The sequence below is a fragment of the Caenimonas terrae genome (genome assembly GCF_042655405.1).
GTDB lineage: Bacteria > Pseudomonadota > Gammaproteobacteria > Burkholderiales > Burkholderiaceae_C > Ramlibacter > Ramlibacter terrae_A.
In genome coordinates, this window is record NZ_JBHSMF010000006.1 from 1,337,498 (window position 1) to 1,354,040 (window position 16,543).

At 70.8% G+C, this 16,543-nt stretch carries 21 protein-coding genes; 11 read left to right on the top strand and 10 right to left on the bottom strand.

What is annotated here, in order from left to right:
• On the bottom strand, positions 1–519 hold the full coding sequence (locus ACFPOE_RS13315; protein WP_376850570.1) for a hypothetical protein: 519 nt from the start codon (positions 517–519) through the stop codon (positions 1–3).
• Between the two features lie 93 nt (positions 520–612).
• Positions 613–762, bottom strand: a complete 150-nt coding sequence (locus ACFPOE_RS13320; RefSeq protein ID WP_376850571.1) for a hypothetical protein — start codon at positions 760–762, stop codon at positions 613–615.
• 93 nt (positions 763–855) lie between these two features.
• On the opposite strand from ACFPOE_RS13320, the gene ACFPOE_RS13325 reads away from it, so the two are divergent.
• Complete coding sequence (locus ACFPOE_RS13325; protein WP_376850654.1) at positions 856–1,437, top strand: rhomboid family intramembrane serine protease; 582 nt, start codon at positions 856–858, stop codon at positions 1,435–1,437.
• Positions 1,437–1,913: a BON domain-containing protein gene (locus tag ACFPOE_RS13330; RefSeq protein ID WP_376850572.1), complete on the top strand. Its 477-nt coding sequence runs from the start codon at positions 1,437–1,439 to the stop codon at positions 1,911–1,913. Before ACFPOE_RS13325 ends, ACFPOE_RS13330 begins: the two co-directional genes overlap by 1 nt.
• A 10-nt stretch (positions 1,914–1,923) precedes the next feature.
• Here the strand turns inward: ACFPOE_RS13330 and ACFPOE_RS13335 are convergent, their stop codons facing one another.
• A complete protein-coding gene (locus tag ACFPOE_RS13335; protein WP_376850573.1) occupies positions 1,924–2,676 on the bottom strand; it encodes a PIG-L deacetylase family protein in 753 nt (250 codons plus the stop codon).
• Positions 2,660–2,935, bottom strand: a complete 276-nt coding sequence (locus tag ACFPOE_RS13340) for a KTSC domain-containing protein (protein WP_376850574.1) — start codon at positions 2,933–2,935, stop codon at positions 2,660–2,662. The genes ACFPOE_RS13335 and ACFPOE_RS13340 overlap by 17 nt, the downstream gene beginning before the upstream one ends.
• 29 nt (positions 2,936–2,964) lie before the next feature.
• Here ACFPOE_RS13340 and ACFPOE_RS13345 point away from each other — a divergent pair, with 29 nt between their 5' ends.
• Complete coding sequence (locus ACFPOE_RS13345; protein WP_376850575.1) at positions 2,965–3,135, top strand: hypothetical protein; 171 nt, start codon at positions 2,965–2,967, stop codon at positions 3,133–3,135.
• Between the two features lie 9 nt (positions 3,136–3,144).
• Here ACFPOE_RS13345 and ACFPOE_RS13350 read toward each other — a convergent pair whose 3' ends face one another.
• The 5 genes from ACFPOE_RS13350 to ACFPOE_RS13370 all read right to left on the bottom strand — a co-directional run bounded on the left by ACFPOE_RS13350 (position 3,145) and on the right by ACFPOE_RS13370 (position 7,223).
• On the bottom strand, positions 3,145–3,357 hold the full coding sequence (locus ACFPOE_RS13350; protein ID WP_376850576.1) for a hypothetical protein: 213 nt from the start codon (positions 3,355–3,357) through the stop codon (positions 3,145–3,147).
• Between the two features lie 93 nt (positions 3,358–3,450).
• Positions 3,451–3,924, bottom strand: coding sequence for a glycine zipper 2TM domain-containing protein (locus ACFPOE_RS13355; RefSeq protein WP_376850577.1), 474 nt, complete (start codon positions 3,922–3,924; stop codon positions 3,451–3,453).
• A gap of 98 nt (positions 3,925–4,022) precedes the next feature.
• Positions 4,023–4,808, bottom strand: a complete 786-nt coding sequence (locus ACFPOE_RS13360) for a LytR/AlgR family response regulator transcription factor (protein ID WP_376850578.1) — start codon at positions 4,806–4,808, stop codon at positions 4,023–4,025.
• On the bottom strand, positions 4,805–5,896 hold the full coding sequence (locus ACFPOE_RS13365; RefSeq protein ID WP_376850579.1) for a sensor histidine kinase: 1,092 nt from the start codon (positions 5,894–5,896) through the stop codon (positions 4,805–4,807). The genes ACFPOE_RS13360 and ACFPOE_RS13365 overlap by 4 nt, the downstream gene beginning before the upstream one ends.
• 160 nt (positions 5,897–6,056) lie before the next feature.
• On the bottom strand, positions 6,057–7,223 hold the full coding sequence (locus ACFPOE_RS13370; protein WP_376850580.1) for a mandelate racemase/muconate lactonizing enzyme family protein: 1,167 nt from the start codon (positions 7,221–7,223) through the stop codon (positions 6,057–6,059).
• 96 nt (positions 7,224–7,319) lie between these two features.
• Here ACFPOE_RS13370 and ACFPOE_RS13375 point away from each other — a divergent pair, with 96 nt between their 5' ends.
• The 5 genes from ACFPOE_RS13375 to ACFPOE_RS13395 all read left to right on the top strand — a co-directional run bounded on the left by ACFPOE_RS13375 (position 7,320) and on the right by ACFPOE_RS13395 (position 11,296).
• Positions 7,320–8,219 carry a LysR family transcriptional regulator gene (locus ACFPOE_RS13375; protein ID WP_376850581.1) on the top strand — a complete coding sequence of 300 codons (900 nt, stop codon included), beginning with the start codon at positions 7,320–7,322 and terminating at the stop codon, positions 8,217–8,219.
• Positions 8,220–8,291: 72 nt separating this feature from the next.
• Complete coding sequence (locus ACFPOE_RS13380) at positions 8,292–9,272, top strand: S1C family serine protease (protein ID WP_376850582.1); 981 nt, start codon at positions 8,292–8,294, stop codon at positions 9,270–9,272.
• A gap of 117 nt (positions 9,273–9,389) precedes the next feature.
• Positions 9,390–9,596 (top strand): hypothetical protein, encoded by a 207-nt coding sequence (locus ACFPOE_RS13385; RefSeq protein ID WP_376850583.1) that lies wholly within the window; start codon positions 9,390–9,392, stop codon positions 9,594–9,596.
• Positions 9,597–9,646: 50 nt separating this feature from the next.
• Entirely contained in the window at positions 9,647–10,147 is a 501-nt protein-coding gene (locus tag ACFPOE_RS13390) for a cupin domain-containing protein (RefSeq protein WP_376850584.1), read from the top strand.
• Between the two features lie 786 nt (positions 10,148–10,933).
• The gene (locus tag ACFPOE_RS13395) at positions 10,934–11,296 is read left to right on the top strand and encodes a hypothetical protein (RefSeq protein ID WP_376850585.1); all 363 of its coding nucleotides are present in this window, start codon (positions 10,934–10,936) and stop codon (positions 11,294–11,296) included.
• Position 11,297: 1 nt separating this feature from the next.
• On the opposite strand, the gene murQ is transcribed toward ACFPOE_RS13395, so the two are convergent.
• The gene (gene murQ, locus ACFPOE_RS13400; protein ID WP_376850586.1) at positions 11,298–12,236 is read right to left on the bottom strand and encodes an N-acetylmuramic acid 6-phosphate etherase; all 939 of its coding nucleotides are present in this window, start codon (positions 12,234–12,236) and stop codon (positions 11,298–11,300) included.
• A gap of 177 nt (positions 12,237–12,413) precedes the next feature.
• On the opposite strand from murQ, the gene ACFPOE_RS13405 reads away from it, so the two are divergent.
• The 3 genes from ACFPOE_RS13405 to ACFPOE_RS13415 all read left to right on the top strand — a co-directional run bounded on the left by ACFPOE_RS13405 (position 12,414) and on the right by ACFPOE_RS13415 (position 16,537).
• The gene (locus ACFPOE_RS13405; protein ID WP_376850587.1) at positions 12,414–13,907 is read left to right on the top strand and encodes an ATP-binding protein; all 1,494 of its coding nucleotides are present in this window, start codon (positions 12,414–12,416) and stop codon (positions 13,905–13,907) included.
• Positions 13,904–14,590, top strand: a complete 687-nt coding sequence (locus tag ACFPOE_RS13410; protein WP_376850588.1) for a response regulator — start codon at positions 13,904–13,906, stop codon at positions 14,588–14,590. Before ACFPOE_RS13405 ends, ACFPOE_RS13410 begins: the two co-directional genes overlap by 4 nt.
• Positions 14,591–14,659: 69 nt before the next feature.
• The gene (locus ACFPOE_RS13415; protein ID WP_376850589.1) at positions 14,660–16,537 is read left to right on the top strand and encodes a potassium transporter Kup; all 1,878 of its coding nucleotides are present in this window, start codon (positions 14,660–14,662) and stop codon (positions 16,535–16,537) included.
• Positions 16,538–16,543 lie beyond the last annotated feature (6 nt).

A 16,543-nucleotide genomic window follows, 5' to 3' on the forward strand; every position in this document is an offset into this window, starting at 1 on the left:
TTACCACCGCTCGCCGCCGTGGTCGCGGTCGTGGCGGCCGTGGTCGACCACGTCGAAGGCCCAGGCCCGGCGGGTGGGGTTGCCGGCTCGGTCGCGCACCACCAGTTCGGCCACGTGGCGGCCGGGCCGCAGGTCGTCGACATAGCGGATGTCGTCGCCGTCCACCCGGGCCCGGCGGGTCACGTCGCGGCCGTCGATGCGCAGCAGCACCGAAGCCGGATCGACGCCGCTGCGCTCGTCGCCGAAGCGCGCGGAAATCCGGGTGAAGCCGCGGCCGCCGACGCGCTCGCCCTGGGCCGGCGTCAGGTCCGAGATCCAGGGGCCGCGGTCGTCGCGGCGGTGCTCCCGGCGGTCGCGGTCGCGGTCGCGGTCGCCGCGGAACTCGCCCGGCGCCACCACGGCCGGCCGGCCGGGGCCATCCACGTATTGCGCGGAGGCGGACTGGGACGCCAGCGTGGCGCCGATGGACAACAGCAGCAGCGCGGCTGCGGTGCCGGTGGAGCGTAGGCTCGTCTTCATGGTTTCACCTCACGGAGCAAGTTGGGATGAAGGCGAGTCTGCGACCCCCGCGATGAACGTCAGCTGAATGAAACGAAGATTGCGAGCCGCTCGTCAATCCACGTTGACGTTGTGGTAGCGCTCGACCTGGCAGGCGTAGCTGGCTTCGCCGGCCGCGCAGGCCGAGACTGCGGACTGGTACCGGGGCAGGCCGGAGCAGCCCGCCAGCGCAAGAAGAAGGGTGACGGCGACCGCCTTGACCATGTTCGCTCCTGGAAATGCCGTGGAACGCACTGTACTGCGCGGTCCGCGCCCGCAGGATAAAGTGGGGGCAACAACCATCGTGTGCACATGTCACTGACCAAGCTGCTGATCACCGCCAACGTGCTGGCCTTCCTGCTGCAGGAGGCGCTGGGCGACGGCTTCTCCGCCATGTTCGCGCTCTGGCCGCTGGCCTCCGGCCAGTTCATGCCCTGGCAGCTCGCCACCTACGCGTTCCTGCACGGCGGCCTGATGCACCTGGCGTTCAACATGTACGGGCTGTGGATGTTCGGTTCGGAGCTGGAGCGGGTCTGGGGCCCGCGCCGGCTGGCGGTGTTCTACGCGGCCAGCGTGCTGGCGGCGGCGCTGGCGGAGCTGCTGGTGTCCAGCGTGATCGGCAACCTCTCGCCGACCGTGGGCGCCTCCGGCGGCCTGTTCGGCCTGCTGATGGGATTCGCGATGCTGTTTCCGCAGCGGCGCATCGTGCTGCTGATCCCGCCGATCCCGATGCCGGCCTGGGTGTTCGTGCTGGTGTACGGCGTGATCGAGCTGACGCTCGGCGTCACCGGCACCCAGGCCGGCGTGGCCCACTTCGCCCACCTGGGCGGCCTGCTCGGCGGCTGGCTGGTGATCCGCTACTGGCGCGGCCAGGCGCCCTTCGGCTGGGGTCGGCGCTGATGCGCGCGCGCTGGCTGCTGGTCCTGGCTGCATTGCCGGTCCTGGCCGGCGCGCAGGAGCGCAAGAACTACTTCGAGGATCCTTTCCTGCCCGTCACGTCCGCGATTGCCGGCTGCCCGGTGCCGGCGCCGCCCGGCATGACCGAGGAGGAGCTCAAGAAGGCGGCCCACGTGCGGGCCCAGCATGGCACCAGCTGCTACCTCGCGGGACGCTGCCGGCTGCCCAACTCCTATCTCTACGACAAGGAGCTGGTGCCGCGGGTGGCGCAGTACCTGCAGCGGGACGGCCGCTTCGACGACACCAGCCTGTGGATCCTGGGCGAGCGCCGGCTGATCACGGTGATGGGCTGTGTGCAGTCGCGTGAGCAGGCGCAGGCGCTGGAGCGCGCGATCGGCCTGGTGGACGACGTGATGGGCGTGATCGACTACACGATGGTGGGCACCAAGGAGCCGCCCCGCTACCAGCTGGCGCAATAGGCGCACGCCTTCATTGGCCGGCGCCCAGCCGCATCAGCTGGAAGACCTCCGCATAGGGCCGCGGCGTTCCCAGCGCCTCGGCCGCCTGCCGGTTGACCTGCAGCACGCGCTGGTCGAAGCCGCTGCCGCGCGTGCGCAGGTTGCGCGCCTGCTGCGAGCGATGATGGCGCAGCAGCGCGGCCTTCCATTCCGCTTCCGGTTGGTCGTAGTCGAGGAACAGGTCCACGCGCATCTCCAGCGTCTTGGCATCCTGGTTGAGGCAGGCCCAGCTGTCGTTCCACCCCAGCCCGGCGGCCGCCGCACAGACGGTCGCGTAGGTGCGGCGGTGGGTGGCGTTGCTGTCGTTGCCGTGCGGCATGAAGACGATGTCGGCCCGGTGCCGCGCCATCCACGCTTGCAGTCGCGCGGCGTCGGCCGCCTCGTCGGCGCCGGCCGCCCACAGGCTCAGGAAGTGCAGTCGTTGCGGCGCCAGGCCGAAGAACGCGCAGCTCTCACGCTGCTCCGCCTCGCGCAACGCGGCCTTGGCCGCCTCCCCATCCGCGCCACCGAAGCCGTCGTCGACGCCGCTGGCGCCGCTGGTGAGCACCGCCACCTGCAGCTGGTGGCCCTGGCCGTGCAGGTGCCGCAGGCTCAGGGCGATGGCGTCGAAGTCGTCCGGGTGGGGCGCCGCCACCAGGATCGACAGCGGCCGCGCAGACACCAGGTCGCGCAGCGCGCGCGGCCGGACGCCACTGCGCAACAGCGCCTCAAGTTCCTGCGTCATCGGCCTCGCCGAACAGGTCGCTCAGGCTCTTGCCGGAGGCCGGGGGCCGGCTCGGCCGGCCCTTGGGATATTCCTCCGCGATCCGGTCTTCCCAGTAGGTGGCCGGGTTGGGCGCACTGCACAGCCGGCGGTATACCTCTTCGGGCACGTGCTTGTAAGCCAGCACGGACTTGTCGTCCCAGTGCAGCTCGAGCGTGCGCGAGGCGGTGTCGTACTCGGCCTTGCGGATGCGCCCGCCGGTGAATACTTTGCTTGGCATGGCGTGCCTCCATGACGGAAAATGGGCCGATGGCGACGAGCGACGACCTCCAGGAGCAGGAAGCCGAGGAAATGGACCGGCGCCAGTCGGCATTCGACTGGATGGCGCTGCTCGGCCTGGTGGCCACCCTGTGCATCGGGTTCGTGCTGCTGGTGGCGGCAGGCTACGGCATCCGCGCCCTGCTGCGCGCGTTCAGCTGAGGGCGGCGCTCACTTCTTGGGCGTCATGATGCCGAGCATCAGGTCGGTATTGAGCTTGGCCATCTTCTGCACCACCGACCACTGCTTGGTCATGATCTGGGCGAATTGCGGATTGGCCGGGCTGGCCTGGCCGGACATCGCCAGCTGGCCGGTCATCTGCGCGATCTCTTGCTGCTCGCCCAGGATCTGCTTCACGGATGCGTTGTACTCGTCGAGGGTCATGGTGTTCTCCTGTGCCGGGCAGATGCCCTGACGCATCATAGGCACATGCGGGCCCGGCGCCACGCGCGCGCCGGCTGCTGCGCGCGCGAAGGCTCAGCGCAAGTGCGCGGTGTGGCCCCGCACGATCACCTTGGCGCCGCGGGGCAGCGCGGTGCGCTGTTCCACCGTGCGGCGGGTGCCGTCGTTCATGCGGATGTGCATGACGTACGCGGTGTAGCGGTTCTGGCTGTTCTCGATCGCATGGCCGGCATAGGCGCCGCCGGCAGCGCCGACCACCGTCGCGGCGGTGCGACCGTTGCCCGAGCCGACCTGGTTGCCCAGGATACCGCCGACCACGCCGCCGATCGCCATCCCCGGCGTGACGGGCGTTCCGGCGATGCCGTTGGCCCGGCCCGCGCGCTGGACCGGGTTCACCGCCTCCACGGTGCCGCAGTTGCGGCAGTCGGACGCGGCGGCGCCATTGCGGGCCTGCGCGTGGGCAGCCAGCGGAGCGGCGGCGGCGAGGGCTGCCAGGGCGAGGGCCCCGGCGGCGGAAGAACGACGGATAAAGGACAGGGTGAGGGACATGGTGCGGCTTTCGTTGCCGGTCCATGGTAGCGGACGAGCTGGGAGCCGGCGCGCTGCCGGGGTTCCGGCATGTAACAGTTGGCCCGGCCGGGCAGCGCTCACATCTGGCGGAACAGATGCAGGTAGCTGCGGCTGACAGGCAGCACCTCGCTACGCCCTTTGAGGTGCACGCTGGCGGTCTCGTTGTCGCCGCGGGTGACGTGGCTGATGGCCCGCAGGTTCACCACCACCGAACGGTGCACCTGCGCGAACTGCGCCTCGTCCAGTTGCGCGGCCAGCGCCTTCAGCGGCGTGCTGATCAGGGCCTCGGCGCTGCTGCCGTCGCCGGCGCGCCAGGCAACCAGCGTGTACTTCTCGTCCGAGCGCAGGAAATCGACCTCGTCGACGTGGATCATGCGCACCGTGCCGCCGCAGCTGGCCCGCAGCCAGCGCAGCGGCGCCGGCGCGGCGGCGCGCGGCTGCAGGCGGGCCGCCAGCTGCGCCAGCAGTTCCTCGGTCACCTGCGAGGGCTGCGACGCCTGCAGCCTGGCCTGCAGGCGCGCCACCGTGGTCGCCAGCCGCGCCGCATCGACCGGCTTGACCACGTAGTCGAGCGCGCCGTGCTCGAAGGCCTGCAGCGCATATTGCTCGAAGGCGGTGACGAACACCAGGTGGGCGCGGGTGCCGATCTGGCGCGCCGCCTCGACGCCGGAAACGCCCGGCATGTGCACGTCCAGGAAGCAGACGTCCGGGCGCAGCGCCTCGAAGCGCTCCACCGCCTCGCGCCCGTTGCGCGCGTGGGCGACCACCTCCAGCTGCGGCCAGGCCTGCGCCAGCATCTGCGCCAGTTCCTCGCGCAGCAGCGGCTCGTCGTCCGCGATCAGGGCGGTGGGACGGGCCTTCATGCGCCGCTCCGCTGCGCCGGGAACTCGAGCTCGGCGCAGACGCCGTGCGGGACGTTGCCGGTCAGGCGCAACTGCGCGCCGCCGCCGAAGGCCAGCTGCATGCGTTCGCGCAGCGACTCCAGGCCGGTGCCATGGCCGCCGCCGGCGTCACGCAGGCCGACCCCGGTGTCCGCCACCCGGGCGATGCAGCGGCCGTCGCGCAGCAGCACGCTGACGTCGATGCGCCCGCCCTGCTCGCCCGGATCGATGCCGTGCCGCACCGAGTTCTCCACCAGCGTCAGCAGCGCCATCGGTGGGCAGAGCAGGTCCAGCGCCCCGGTGTCGGCGTGCACCGAAAACTGCAGCCGGTCCGGCATCCGCATGTGCATCAGGTCCAGGTAGGCGCGCACCAGCTCGATTTCCCGGGCCACGCTGCCGTGCGAGTCGCCCAGGCTGGGCACGGCGGCGCGCAGGTAGGCGATCAGGCTGTCCAGCACCGCCGGCGCCTGCGGCGAGCCGGCCTTCACCAGCGCCCGCACGTTGGCCAGCGTGTTGAACAGGAAGTGCGGCTGCACCTGCGCCTGCAGCAGCCGCAGGCGGGCGTCGACCGCCTTGCGCTCCAGCTCGCTGCGTTCCAGCTGGAAGGTCATGGCCTGGTCGCGGGCCAGCGCCTCGCGCTGGCGCACCAGCGTGCCGAAGGCGATCCACGGGGCGAACACCAGGGCCGGCCCCAGCATCGAATAGAAGCCGTTCATGCGCAGCGGGTCGGCCATCAGGGCGTCGAGGTCGGCGCCGTCGCGCACACCATAGGCCAGCAGCACACCGAACGGGATGACCGCGATCACGCCGACCAGCTGCAGCACCCAGCGCGGCAGCCAGGCTGGCAGCCTGGCGGGCCAGGCCTCGAACAGGCCGAAGGCGAGCAGCGCCAGCAACGCGACCACCACCGTGCGCAGGATCCACACCGACGCCGGCGTGATGGTGGTGTCGTGCAGCAGCCCGAAGGCCACGGATGCCAGCAGCGTGAAGCGCAGCCGCGGCCAGGAGAGCACCCGCGCCAGGCCCTGCGGAGGTGGGGAAGCGGGGGCGGTCGCCGAGGTTGTGCTCATCGCCGCGAGTCTGGCCCATGGCGCGCCGGCCGCCAAGCGGCTTCGGACGGATGACGGCCGGCGCGGCCGGACCACGGCCGGCGCCGACCCGCCGCGACCCGCCGCGCGCCGGGGGCGGGATCGATCCGCGTACTCGCCGGCGGCTCGTGTGGTTGTTCGATCAGGCCGACAGCGCCTGCATCTCGCGGTACAGGTCGGCCTTGCCTTCGAAGCCGATGCCCGGCAGGTCCGGCAGGGTGACGTAGCCGCCCTGCACCTTGACGCCGTCGGGGAAGCCGCCGAAGGGCTGGAACAGGTCCGGATAGGACTCGTTGCCGCCCAGGCCCAGGCCGGCCGCGATGTTCAGCGACATCTGGTGGCCGCCGTGCGGGATGCAGCGGCTGGCCGACCAGCCGTGTTCCTTCAGCATGTCCAGCGTGCGCAGGTACTCGACCAGGCCGTAGCTCAGGGCGCAGTCGAACTGCAGCCAGTCGCGGTCCGGCCGCATGCCGCCGTAGCGGATCAGGTTGCGCGCGTCCTGCATCGAGAACAGGTTCTCGCCGGTGGCCATCGGGTTCCTGTAGTAATTGCGCAGCGTGGCCTGCAACTCGAAGTCCAGCGGGTCGCCCGGCTCCTCGTACCAGAACAGGTCGTATTGCGACAGCGCCTTGGCATAGGCGATCGCCGTGTCCAGGTCGAAGCGGCCGTTGGCGTCCACGCACAGCTTCTGGCCGTCCTGCAGCACGCTCAGGATCGAATCGATGCGGCGCAGGTCCTCGTCCAGCGAGGCGCCGCCGATCTTCTTCTTGACCACCGTGTAGCCGCGGTCGATGTAGCTGCGCATCTCGTCCTTGAGCTTGTCGTGGTCTTGGCCGGGGTAGTAGTAGCCGCCGGCGGCATACACGAAGATCCTGCGATCGGGCTTGCCGTCGCCGTAGCGGTCGGCCAGCAGCTGGAACAGCGGCTTGCCCTCGACCTTGGCCACCGCGTCCCACACCGCCATGTCGATGGTGCCGATCGCCACCGAGCGCTCGCCATGGCCGCCCGGCTTCTCGTTGGTGAACATCGCGTTCCAGATCTTGTGCGGATCGAGGTTCTTGCCGCCGGCGTCCACCAGCGAGTCCGGCGCCGCCTCCAGGATGCGGGGGATGAAGCGCTCGCGCATCAGCTTGCCCTGGCCGTAGCGGCCGTTGGAGTTGAAGCCGTAGCCCACCACCGGCTTGCCGCCCTGGATCACGTCGGTGACGACGGCCACGAGGCTGAGCGTCATCTTGCTAAAGTCGATGTAGGCGTTGCGGATGGGCGAGCTGATCGGAATGGTCTTCTCGCGGATGTCGACGATCTTCACGGGTGCTCCTGGTGGCTGGGGAAGCCGCCATGGTCGGCAAATCCGGCGCTGAAGGCCAATGCTGCTTTTGTCTTGTTCAATGCCCTGGAAGCACCGATGCTGAATTTCGTCTGGCTGGAGGATTTCCGCACCCTGGCGGCGACGGGCAATTTCTCGCGGGCGGCGGAGGAACGCCACATGACGCAGCCGGCATTCAGCCGCCGGGTCCGGGCGCTGGAGGAATGGCTGGGCGCCGAGCTGTTCGACCGCAGCACCCAGCCGGCCCGCCTCACCGAGGTCGGCGAATGGTTCCGCGGCGTCGCCGACGAACTGCTGGCGCGGGTGCTGCGGGTGCCGGGCGAGGCCCGCATCGTGGCCGAATCGAGCTCGGAGACGCTGCGCATCGCGTCCACCCATGCGCTGTCGTTCACCTTTTTGCCGCGCTGGCTGCGCGGGCTGGAGTCGACCACCGCGCTGGGGCCGGTGCAGCTGGTCTCGGACGTGCTGCAGCGCTGCGAGGCGCTGATGCTCCAGAGCAAGGTGCAGTTCGTGCTGGCCCATGCCCACCCGCAGGCGCCGGGCGCGCTGGACGTGGAGACCTACCTGTCCGCGCTGATCGGCCAGGACACGCTGGTCCCGCTGTCGGCGCCCAACCGGCAGGGCAAGCCGCAGCACCGCCTGGCGGCGCGCGCCGGCGCCGCCGTGCCGGTGCTGGGCTACACGGCGGAATCGGGGCTGGGCCGGATCGTCCGGGCGGTGGTCGGCCGCCGGCTGGAACCGAGCGCGCTGCGGGCCGCCTTCACCGCGCACCTGGCCTCGGTGCTGCGGACCATGGCGCTGGACGGCCGCGGCGTCGCCTGGCTGCCGTACACGCTGGTGGAGGACGACATCGCTGCGGGCCGGCTGGTGGCGGCCGGCGACGAGGGCTGGAACATCCCGCTGGAGGTCCGCCTTTACCGGCACCGCGCCCCGGCCGGCAGCGCCGCCGAGGCGTTCTGGCGCGGCGCCGCCGGGTGAAGCGGAGCGCCGCTGGCGCCAAGGCTTGCAATCCCCGCGCCCGCTCCCCATCTTTCGCGCCAGGAGCATCCCATGGGCGCACGCGATTTCGAACTTCTAGATGCCTACTCGCAGACCGTCAGCCAGGTCGCCGAGCGGGTCGGTCCCAGCGTGGCGGCGGTGCAGCTGCACGACCGCCAGGGCAAGCCGGCCGGCAGCGGCTCGGGCTTCCTGTTCACGCCCGACGGCTACCTGCTGTCCAACTCGCACGTGGTGCGCGCCGGCCAGGCCAGGCGCCCGGACGGCGCCGCCATCCATGCTTCCTTCAGCGACGGCCGGCGCTTCTCGGCGCGCTGGGTCGGCGACGACCCGCACACCGACCTGGCCGTGCTGCAGGTGGACGGCCTGTCGCAGGGCGCGCTGACGCCGGCGCCGCTGGGCCGCTCGGCGCAGGTGCGGCGCGGCGAGATCGCGATCGCCATCGGCAACCCGCTGGGCTTCGAGCACACGGTGACGGCCGGCATCGTCAGCGCGCTCGGGCGCAGCATGCGGGCCTCCACCGGCCGGATGATCCCGGACGTGATCCAGACCGATGCGGCGCTCAATCCGGGCAACTCCGGCGGCCCACTGCTCGACTCGCGCGGCGAGGTGATCGGCGTCAACACCGCCATCATCGCGCAGGCGCAGGCGATCTGTTTCGCGGTGGCGATCGACATCGCGGCGGTGGTGATCCCGCAGCTGCTGCGGCACGGCCGGGTGCGGCGCGGCTGGCTCGGCGTGGGCGGAAGCACCATGGCGCTGGACCGGCGGATCATCGTGCCGCTGGGACTGCAGCAAAGCCACGCGGTGCGGGTGATGAGCGTGGAGCCGGGCAGCCCGGCGGAACAGGCGGGCCTGCTGTCCGGCGACCTGCTGCTGGGCATCGACGGCCAGGACATCGCCTCGGTCGACGCGCTGTACCAGGCCCTGCATCCGGAGCGGGTCGGCCGGGACTGCATGCTCAAGGTGCTGCGCCCGGGCAGCAGCTCGCCCTTGTACCTGCACGCCAGGCCGGTGGAGGCGGCGCAGGCCTGAGGCCGGTCGCGTCCGGTCACAGTCTTCACGCGCTCTTTGCAACGCCGGCTGTCCTCCGCACTGCCCAGCCAGCCGTTGTGGGATCACCGCGGGCAGTTACTGCGGGGGAGTCGCCCGATGATCGAGTCCAGGACCATCCTGTTCCAGCTCTGTTTCCGGTCGCTGTTCGAGCCCGGACGCGGCTACGCTTTCCCCTGCGACGGCAACGGCCGGGTCGACCTCGACGGCCTGAGCGAGGACGCACGCAACAACTACCTGTATGCCCGCGCCATGATCGGGCGCGAGCTGGCGGTGCCGGAGGTGCAGGTGCTCGGGCTGGATTGAGGGCCTTGCGCCGGTGTACGCTCGGGCCCTGCCAATGCAGGAGAGCCCCCATGCGCCACACCCTTCAATCGTTTGCCGCCAGCTGCCACGAGATCCTCGCGGCCAGCGACAACCCCGCCGGCCGCCGCCAGGTCGCCGCCCTGCTGGCCGAACTGCTGGCCGACCCGGACTTCGTCGCCGCCCAGTTCGATGCCGGCTCGCCCGAACGCAAGATCCTGTACGAAGACGCCCAGCTCGGCTTCTGCATCCTCGCGCACAACTACAGCGGCGCCAAGGACAGCGGACCGCACGACCACGGCCCGTCCTGGGCGATCTACGGCCAGGCGACGGGCGAGACCGCGATGTCCGACTACGCGCTGCTCAAGCCGGCCACGGCCACGGAGCCGGGCCAGGTGCGCAAGACCCTGAGCTACAAGCTCACCCCCGGCGCGGTCCACGTCTACAACGAGGGCGACCTGCACTCGCCCAGCCGCGCCGGACCGACCCGGCTGATCCGCATCGAGGGGACCAACATGGAGAAGGTCCAGCGGGCCAAGTACGTCGAGGCCTAAAGCAGCCACTCGATGTAGAGCCGGCGCCGGCTACCACTCGCCGGTTTCGCGCACCCGCTGGTCGAGGTCGAGCTTGTCGAGGTCGCGGGGTCGCCGCGGGCCCGCGGAATGGACACGGGTCCCGGCACGGAGAAAGCCCCGGACGAGGGCTTGCACCACGCGGTTGCGCGGCCGAGCCACTGGAATGGCGATCTTGAAGGTACGCATGGCGCTTCCCTGGCAGTGAGGTAGGTGGTTGGCATGGCTGGTTTTCCACTTCGGCTGTGTCCAGTCGCGAGTCGCCGGCCCTGCGGCCGGCGAGGTGCTCTCGCTGCACATGGGGAGCGACCCCGTGCACATCCCGCCATGCCGTTCCCGCGGCTGCGCGCTGGTGGTGTTGCCTGGGCACACCCGAAGTGGAAAAAGAAACGAAGACAAGAAACAAAAAGGCCCGGATCCTTTCGGAATCCGGGCCTCTCTGGAAAGAGAGTCGATGGAAGGGCGTCTATACGTCTTCCATTCCCGGATGTCCTGAGCCACCGATGCCGCCATAAGCGGGCAGTCGCATGCCGCGGATCGCGTGCGCGCACGCGCCCATGGAGGCGGCGGACGCGAACGCAGCACGGACCGCGAAGCGGGGGCTGGTTGTTGCGTTGGGCCGTTGACTCACGATGGGTTCCTTTGGGTTGGATGGGTTGCTGGAATGGCTGCCTTTTGGGAGGCAGTGAAGCGACTGTAAATAGTCTTTACTGCGGCGTCAACGGCACGCACAATGAATTTTTCCTTGCTGTCGCAGTTTGTCCACACGTGCCCAACATCACCGTCACCCGCCGCCTCAACACCGTCGCCCTGTACCAGGAGTTCCTGCAACGCAGCATCGCCGCCGGGCAGGCGCCCAAGGGACTGGACCAGGGCTTCGCCGCCGGCCTGGAGGTCTCGCCGAGCATGTGGAGCCAGATCAAGAGCGCGCGGCCGATCGGCGACAAGCTGGCGCGCCAGATCGAGCAGCACGCGGGCAAACCCGCGGGCTGGCTGGACGAGGAGCACGAGGAACTGCAGGTGGCCGATGCCGCCGAGGAGCGGATGCTCAAGGCGGCGCGCAGCTACTGGCGCTGCGCCAACGCGGCCGACAAGCGCGCGCTGATGAGGCTGCTGCGGGGCAGCGCCTGACTCAGCCGCCCGGGGTGCGCAGGACGTCGGCGACCGAGCCGCCCGCGGCCTCGAGCCGGCGCCGCGCCTGGGCGGCATCCAGCGACAGGCGCGCCATGACGATGGCCGTCTTGACGTGGCCGCCGGCGGCATCGAGCAGGGCCACGGCCTGCTCGCGCGGCAGGCCCAGCGTGTCCATCAGGATGCGCTCGCCGCGGTCCTGCAGCTTCTGGCAGGTGACCGTCAGGTCCACCATCAGGTTGCCGTAGACCTTGCCGGTCTGCACCATCGCCGCCGTGCTGATGGTGTTCAGGACCATCTTGGTGGCGGTGCCGGCCTTCATCCGCGTCGAGCCGGTGATCACTTCCGGGCCGACCAGCGGGGCGATCACCACGTCGTTGTCGCGGCGCATCTCGTCCGACGCATGGGTGCACAGCAGCAGCCCGGTGCGGGCGCCCAGTTCGCGCGCGCGCCTGAGCGCGCCGTGCACGTAAGGCGTGGTGCCGGACGTCGCGATGCCCAGCACGAAGTCGTCGGCGCCGATGCCGCGGTCGTCCATCGCGGCCGCGCCGTCTTCCGGCCGGTCCTCGGCGCCTTCCTGGGCCCGCAGCAGCGCCTCGTAGCCGCCGGCGATCACGCCCTGCACCGTCTCGGGCTGGGTGCCGTAGGTGGGCGGCATCTCGGAGGCATCGAGCACGCCCAGCCGTCCCGAGGTGCCGGCCCCGACGTAGACCAGCCGTCCGCCCTTGCCGAGGCACTCCACCACCATCGCGATGGCCCGCGCGATCGGCTCGCGCTGCTCGCCGACGGCGGCGGCGACGGTGCGGTCCTCGGCGTTGATCAGGTCCACGATCTCCAGCGCCGACATGCGGTCGATGCCGGCACTGCGCGGATTGCGCTGCTCGGTCAGGCGCAGGTCGTCCGGCTGGGCCTGGGGACTGTTCGGCTTGGGAGGCGTCATGAGGAATGGGATCGTGGTCGGGACAGCAATGTTCCGACTGTAGGGCCTGCCCATCTTGGCCCCGCCGCCGGCAGGCGGCTGTAGGACCCGCCTGAAAGCCTTGTGGTCGGCTCCCGCGCCGCTGCGCCCCCGATCCTGATGCGATCCTGATGGGGCGGGTGCTACCCTGCCGCCAGCATGAACGCCCCATCCGCACCGGGTCCAAGCCACGCCAGCCAGCGCGACTGGCTGGAGGTGGCGCTGTTGCTGGCGGCCGCCACCGGCGCCGGCTTCGCGCTGGACCGCTATGTGTCGGCGACCAGCCAGGCGATGCTGTACATGCTGGCGGTGGTGATCGCGGCCTACCGGCTGCCGTGGCTGCCCTCGATCGTCGGCGCGACCGGCGCGGTGACGGCATTCGACTTCTTCTTCGTGCCGCCGCGCTTCACCTTCGAGGTGGAGAGCCGCGAACACCTGATCGCGCTGGGCACGATGCTGGCGGTGGCGGTGGTGATCAGCCATCTGGCGCGGGCACTGCGCTGGCAGACTGCCACCGCGCAGCTCAACGAGCGGCGGGCGCGCCAGCTGCAGGGCCTGGCCACCGAGCTGGCGGCAGCGGCCGGCCCGGGCGAGATCCTGTCCGCCGCGCAACGCGCGCTGGATGCGGCCTTCCCCGGGCCCTGCGTGGTGGCGGCCGTGAATACCGACGGCCGGCTCGACCTGCCGTCATCCGCCGCCGCCCTGCGCGACGGCATGCTGTGCTGCATGCGGGAAGCCGCCGTGCTCGGGCCCGGCACCGGCCGCTGGCCGGGGCTGGACGCGTGGTACCTGCCGCTGGGCGACAAGGCCGCGATGAACGGCGTCGCCTGCATCCAGAACATCGCGGCGGCCGACGACAGCGGGCGCGAACATGCGCAGGCGCTGTGCAGCCTGATCTCGCAGGCGCTGCTGCGCGCGAAGCTGACGCAATCGATGCAGGCGGCCCGCGAGGAGGCGCAGCGCCAGCACCTGCAAAGCACCCTGCTGGCCGCGATCTCGCACGACCTGCGTACGCCGCTGGCGGCGGTGGTGGGCGCGGCGTCCGCCCTTCAGACCCAGCGCGACAAGCTGGCGCCGGCCGAACAGGAGCGCCTGCTGGCCAGCATCGTCAGCGAGGCCGGCTACCTGTCCACCGTCACCGAGAACACCTTGCAGCTGGTGCGCCTGGGCAATGCCGGCGAGCTGCGGCGCGACTGGGAGTCGATCGAGGAGATCGTCGGCGCGGTGCTGGCGCGGGTGCGCCAGCGCGACCCGGCGCGGCGCATCCGCTCCAGCGTGCCGGCCGGCCTGCCGCTGCTGCGGGCCGACCCGGTGCTGCTGGCGCAGCTGCTGGAGAACCTGCTGGACAACGCGCTGAAGTACAGCGACGACGCCATCGACCTGGTCGTGGCGCTGGCCGGCGACCGGCTGCAGGTGTGCGTGAAGGACCGCGGCCCCGGCATCGCGGCGGAAGACGAGGCGCTGATCTTCGAGCCCTACCGGCGCAACGACAGCTCGGGCCAGCGCGGCGCCGGGCTCGGGCTGGCGCTGTGCCGGGCGATCGCGCAGGCGCACGGCGGCACCCTGTGCTTGCGGCGGCGCGACGGCGGGGGCAGCAGCTTTCGCCTGAGCCTGCCGGTGGATCCGCGGCAGCCGCAACGGAGCCTGGCATGAGCCTGTCCGTGCTGGTGGTGGAAGACGACCGCGAGATCCGCACGCTGATGCAGTCGTCGCTGGCCGTCGAAGGCTTCGACGTGCGCACCGCCGTCTCGGTCAGCGAGGCCAAGGCGCTGCTGCAGCATTCCCCGCCCGACGTGGTGGTGCTGGACCTGGGGTTGCCCGACGGCGACGGCATCGAGCTGGTGCACGCGGTGCGCAAGCGCCATTCGCTTCCGATCCTGGTGGTGTCGGCGCGCCACCAGGAGGCGCAGAAGATCGCGCTGCTGGATGCCGGCGCCGACGACTACCTCACCAAGCCGTTCAGCGTCGGCGAGCTGCTGGCGCGCATCCGGGTCGCGCTGCGGCACCGCGGCACCGCGCTGGCGCCGGCGTCGACCCAGTACGCCGTGGCCGGACTGAAGGTGGACCTGAACCTGCGGCTGGTGGAAGTCAACGGCCAGCCGCTGCACCTGACGCCCACCGAGTTCAAGCTGCTGGCCCGGCTGGTGCGCAGCGCCGGCCGGGTCGTCACCCACCGCCAGCTGCTGGCCGACGTCTGGGGCCCCGACTTCACCGAACACACGCATTACCTGCGCCTGTACATGGGCCAGCTGCGCGCCAAGATCGAGGCCGATCCAGCCGAGCCGCGCTACCTGCTGACCGAGGCGGGGGTGGGCTACCGGCTGGCAGCAGAGTGAGGCGCCTCCTTATGCGTTCCTGATGCGCGATCCCCGACAGTGGCGGTCCGTCCACTCCAGCGAACCGCAATGCCCGAATCCCACCAGCGCGACAGCCGCGCCGCCCTCACCCTCGGCGCCCTGGGCGTGGTCTACGGCGACATCGGCACCAGCCCGCTGTACACGATCAAGGAGGTCTTCAATCCCGACATCGGCATCCCGCTGGACCCGCACCACCTGATCGGCGCGGTGTCGGTGATCTTCTGGGGCCTGATGCTGGTGGTGTCGCTGAAGTACGTGCTGCTGATCCTGCGCGCCGACAACCGCGGCGAGGGCGGCATCATGGCGCTGACGGCGCTGGCTTCCAAGGCGGCCGGCAGCACCGAGCGGCGCCGGATCGCGCTGCTGATGGTGGGCGTGCTGGGCGCGGCCCTGTTCTACGGCGACAGCATCATCACGCCGGCCATCTCGGTGCTGAGCGCGGTCGAGGGCCTGGAGCAGGTGACGCCGGCGCTCAAGCCCTACGTGCTGCCGCTGTCGCTGGGCATCCTGGTGGGATTGTTCGCGGTGCAGCGCTTCGGCACCGGGCTGGTGGGCAAGCTGTTCGGCCCCGTGATCGCGGTCTGGTTCCTGGTGCTGGGCGGCACCGGCATCGTCGAGATCGCGCAGCAGCCGGCCATCCTGCGGGCGCTCGATCCGCTGCAGGCGCTGGGCTTCCTGCGGGCGCAGGGCTGGCACATGTTCGTGGTGCTCGGCGCCATCGTGCTGGCCTTCACCGGCGCCGAGGCGCTGTACGCCGACCTGGGCCACTTCGGCAAGCGGCCGATCCAGCTGGCCTGGGCCGGCATGGTGCTGCCCTGCCTGGCGCTGAACTACATGGGCCAGGGCGCGCTGCTGATGCGCGATCCGTCGGCGCTGGCCAATCCGTTCTTCCGCCTGTTCCCGGCGGGCTGGCTGATCCCGGCGGTGGTGCTGGCCACCGTCGCCACCGTGATCGCCTCGCAGGCGGTGATCACCGGCGCCTACTCGATGACCAAGCAGGCGGTGCAGCTGGGCCTGCTGCCGCGCATGCTTGTGCTTTACACCTCGGCCAAGGAGGTCGGCCAGATCTACGTGCCGCTGGTGAACTGGCTGCTGCTGGCCGCGGTGCTGCTGGCGGTGATCGGCTTCGGCAGCTCCTCGGCCCTGGCGTCGGCCTACGGCATCGCCGTCACCGTCACCATGTTCACCACCACCCTGCTCACCTTCTTCGTGGTGCGCTATGCCTGGCGCTATCCGCTCTGGGTCGCGGTCGCCGCCACCGCGCTGTTCCTGGTGCTGGACCTGCTGCTGGTGATCGCCTGCTCGCTGAAGTTCGTGCAGGGCGGCTGGTTCCCGCTGCTGCTGGGCGCCGCCATCTTCGGCATCATGGCGACCTGGCGCCGCGGCCGGGCGCTGCTGCTGGAGACCATCGCCGTCGGCGACCCCGCGCTGCTGCCCTTCGTGCAGGCAATCGCCGCCGACGACGTGCACCGGGTCAGCCGCACCGCCGTCTATGCGGTGGCCAACCCCGCCACCGTGCCGCAGGCGCTGATGCACAACCTCAAGCACAACCAGGTGCTGCACGAGCGCAACCTGGTGCTCACCGTGGTGTTCCACGACGTGCCCTGGATCGCGGCGACGGAGCGGGTGCAGGTAAAGCCGCTGGCGCCGGGCTTCTGGCAGGTGACTGTCAACTACGGCTTCATGGACACGCCCGACATTCCGCAGGCGCTGGAACAGTGCAAGTCGCCGGAGCTGCCGCTGAACCTGTTCGAGACCTCGTACTTCCTCAGCCGCGAGACCGTGGTGCCGACCCGGGGCACCGGCATGGCCGACTGGCGCGAGGCCCTGTTCGCCTTCATGTCGCGCAACGCCGGCAGCATCGCCGGTTTCCTGCGGCTGCCGAACAACTGCGTGATCGAGCTGGGGACGCGGGTGCAGATCTGAGGGGCG

Excerpts from the sequence above, each read along its gene's own strand:
- ACFPOE_RS13345 (WP_376850575.1), top strand. The coding sequence starts at position 2,965 with ATGGCGACGAGCGACGACCTCCAGGAGCAGGAAGCCGAGGAAATGGAC.
- ACFPOE_RS13365 (WP_376850579.1), bottom strand. The coding sequence starts at position 5,896 with ATGAGCACAACCTCGGCGACCGCCCCCGCTTCCCCACCTCCGCAGGGC.
- ACFPOE_RS13375 (WP_376850581.1), top strand. The coding sequence starts at position 7,320 with ATGCTGAATTTCGTCTGGCTGGAGGATTTCCGCACCCTGGCGGCGACG.
- ACFPOE_RS13330 (WP_376850572.1), top strand. The coding sequence starts at position 1,437 with ATGCGCGCGCGCTGGCTGCTGGTCCTGGCTGCATTGCCGGTCCTGGCC.
- ACFPOE_RS13360 (WP_376850578.1), bottom strand. The coding sequence starts at position 4,808 with ATGAAGGCCCGTCCCACCGCCCTGATCGCGGACGACGAGCCGCTGCTG.
- ACFPOE_RS13390 (WP_376850584.1), top strand. The coding sequence starts at position 9,647 with ATGCGCCACACCCTTCAATCGTTTGCCGCCAGCTGCCACGAGATCCTC.
- ACFPOE_RS13320 (WP_376850571.1), bottom strand. The coding sequence starts at position 762 with ATGGTCAAGGCGGTCGCCGTCACCCTTCTTCTTGCGCTGGCGGGCTGC.
- ACFPOE_RS13315 (WP_376850570.1), bottom strand. The coding sequence starts at position 519 with ATGAAGACGAGCCTACGCTCCACCGGCACCGCAGCCGCGCTGCTGCTG.
- ACFPOE_RS13410 (WP_376850588.1), top strand. The coding sequence starts at position 13,904 with ATGAGCCTGTCCGTGCTGGTGGTGGAAGACGACCGCGAGATCCGCACG.
- ACFPOE_RS13380 (WP_376850582.1), top strand. The coding sequence starts at position 8,292 with ATGGGCGCACGCGATTTCGAACTTCTAGATGCCTACTCGCAGACCGTC.
- ACFPOE_RS13340 (WP_376850574.1), bottom strand. The coding sequence starts at position 2,935 with ATGCCAAGCAAAGTATTCACCGGCGGGCGCATCCGCAAGGCCGAGTAC.
- ACFPOE_RS13405 (WP_376850587.1), top strand. The coding sequence starts at position 12,414 with ATGAACGCCCCATCCGCACCGGGTCCAAGCCACGCCAGCCAGCGCGAC.
- ACFPOE_RS13335 (WP_376850573.1), bottom strand. The coding sequence starts at position 2,676 with ATGACGCAGGAACTTGAGGCGCTGTTGCGCAGTGGCGTCCGGCCGCGC.
- ACFPOE_RS13350 (WP_376850576.1), bottom strand. The coding sequence starts at position 3,357 with ATGACCCTCGACGAGTACAACGCATCCGTGAAGCAGATCCTGGGCGAG.
- ACFPOE_RS13415 (WP_376850589.1), top strand. The coding sequence starts at position 14,660 with ATGCCCGAATCCCACCAGCGCGACAGCCGCGCCGCCCTCACCCTCGGC.
- ACFPOE_RS13355 (WP_376850577.1), bottom strand. The coding sequence starts at position 3,924 with ATGTCCCTCACCCTGTCCTTTATCCGTCGTTCTTCCGCCGCCGGGGCC.
- ACFPOE_RS13385 (WP_376850583.1), top strand. The coding sequence starts at position 9,390 with ATGATCGAGTCCAGGACCATCCTGTTCCAGCTCTGTTTCCGGTCGCTG.
- murQ (WP_376850586.1), bottom strand. The coding sequence starts at position 12,236 with ATGACGCCTCCCAAGCCGAACAGTCCCCAGGCCCAGCCGGACGACCTG.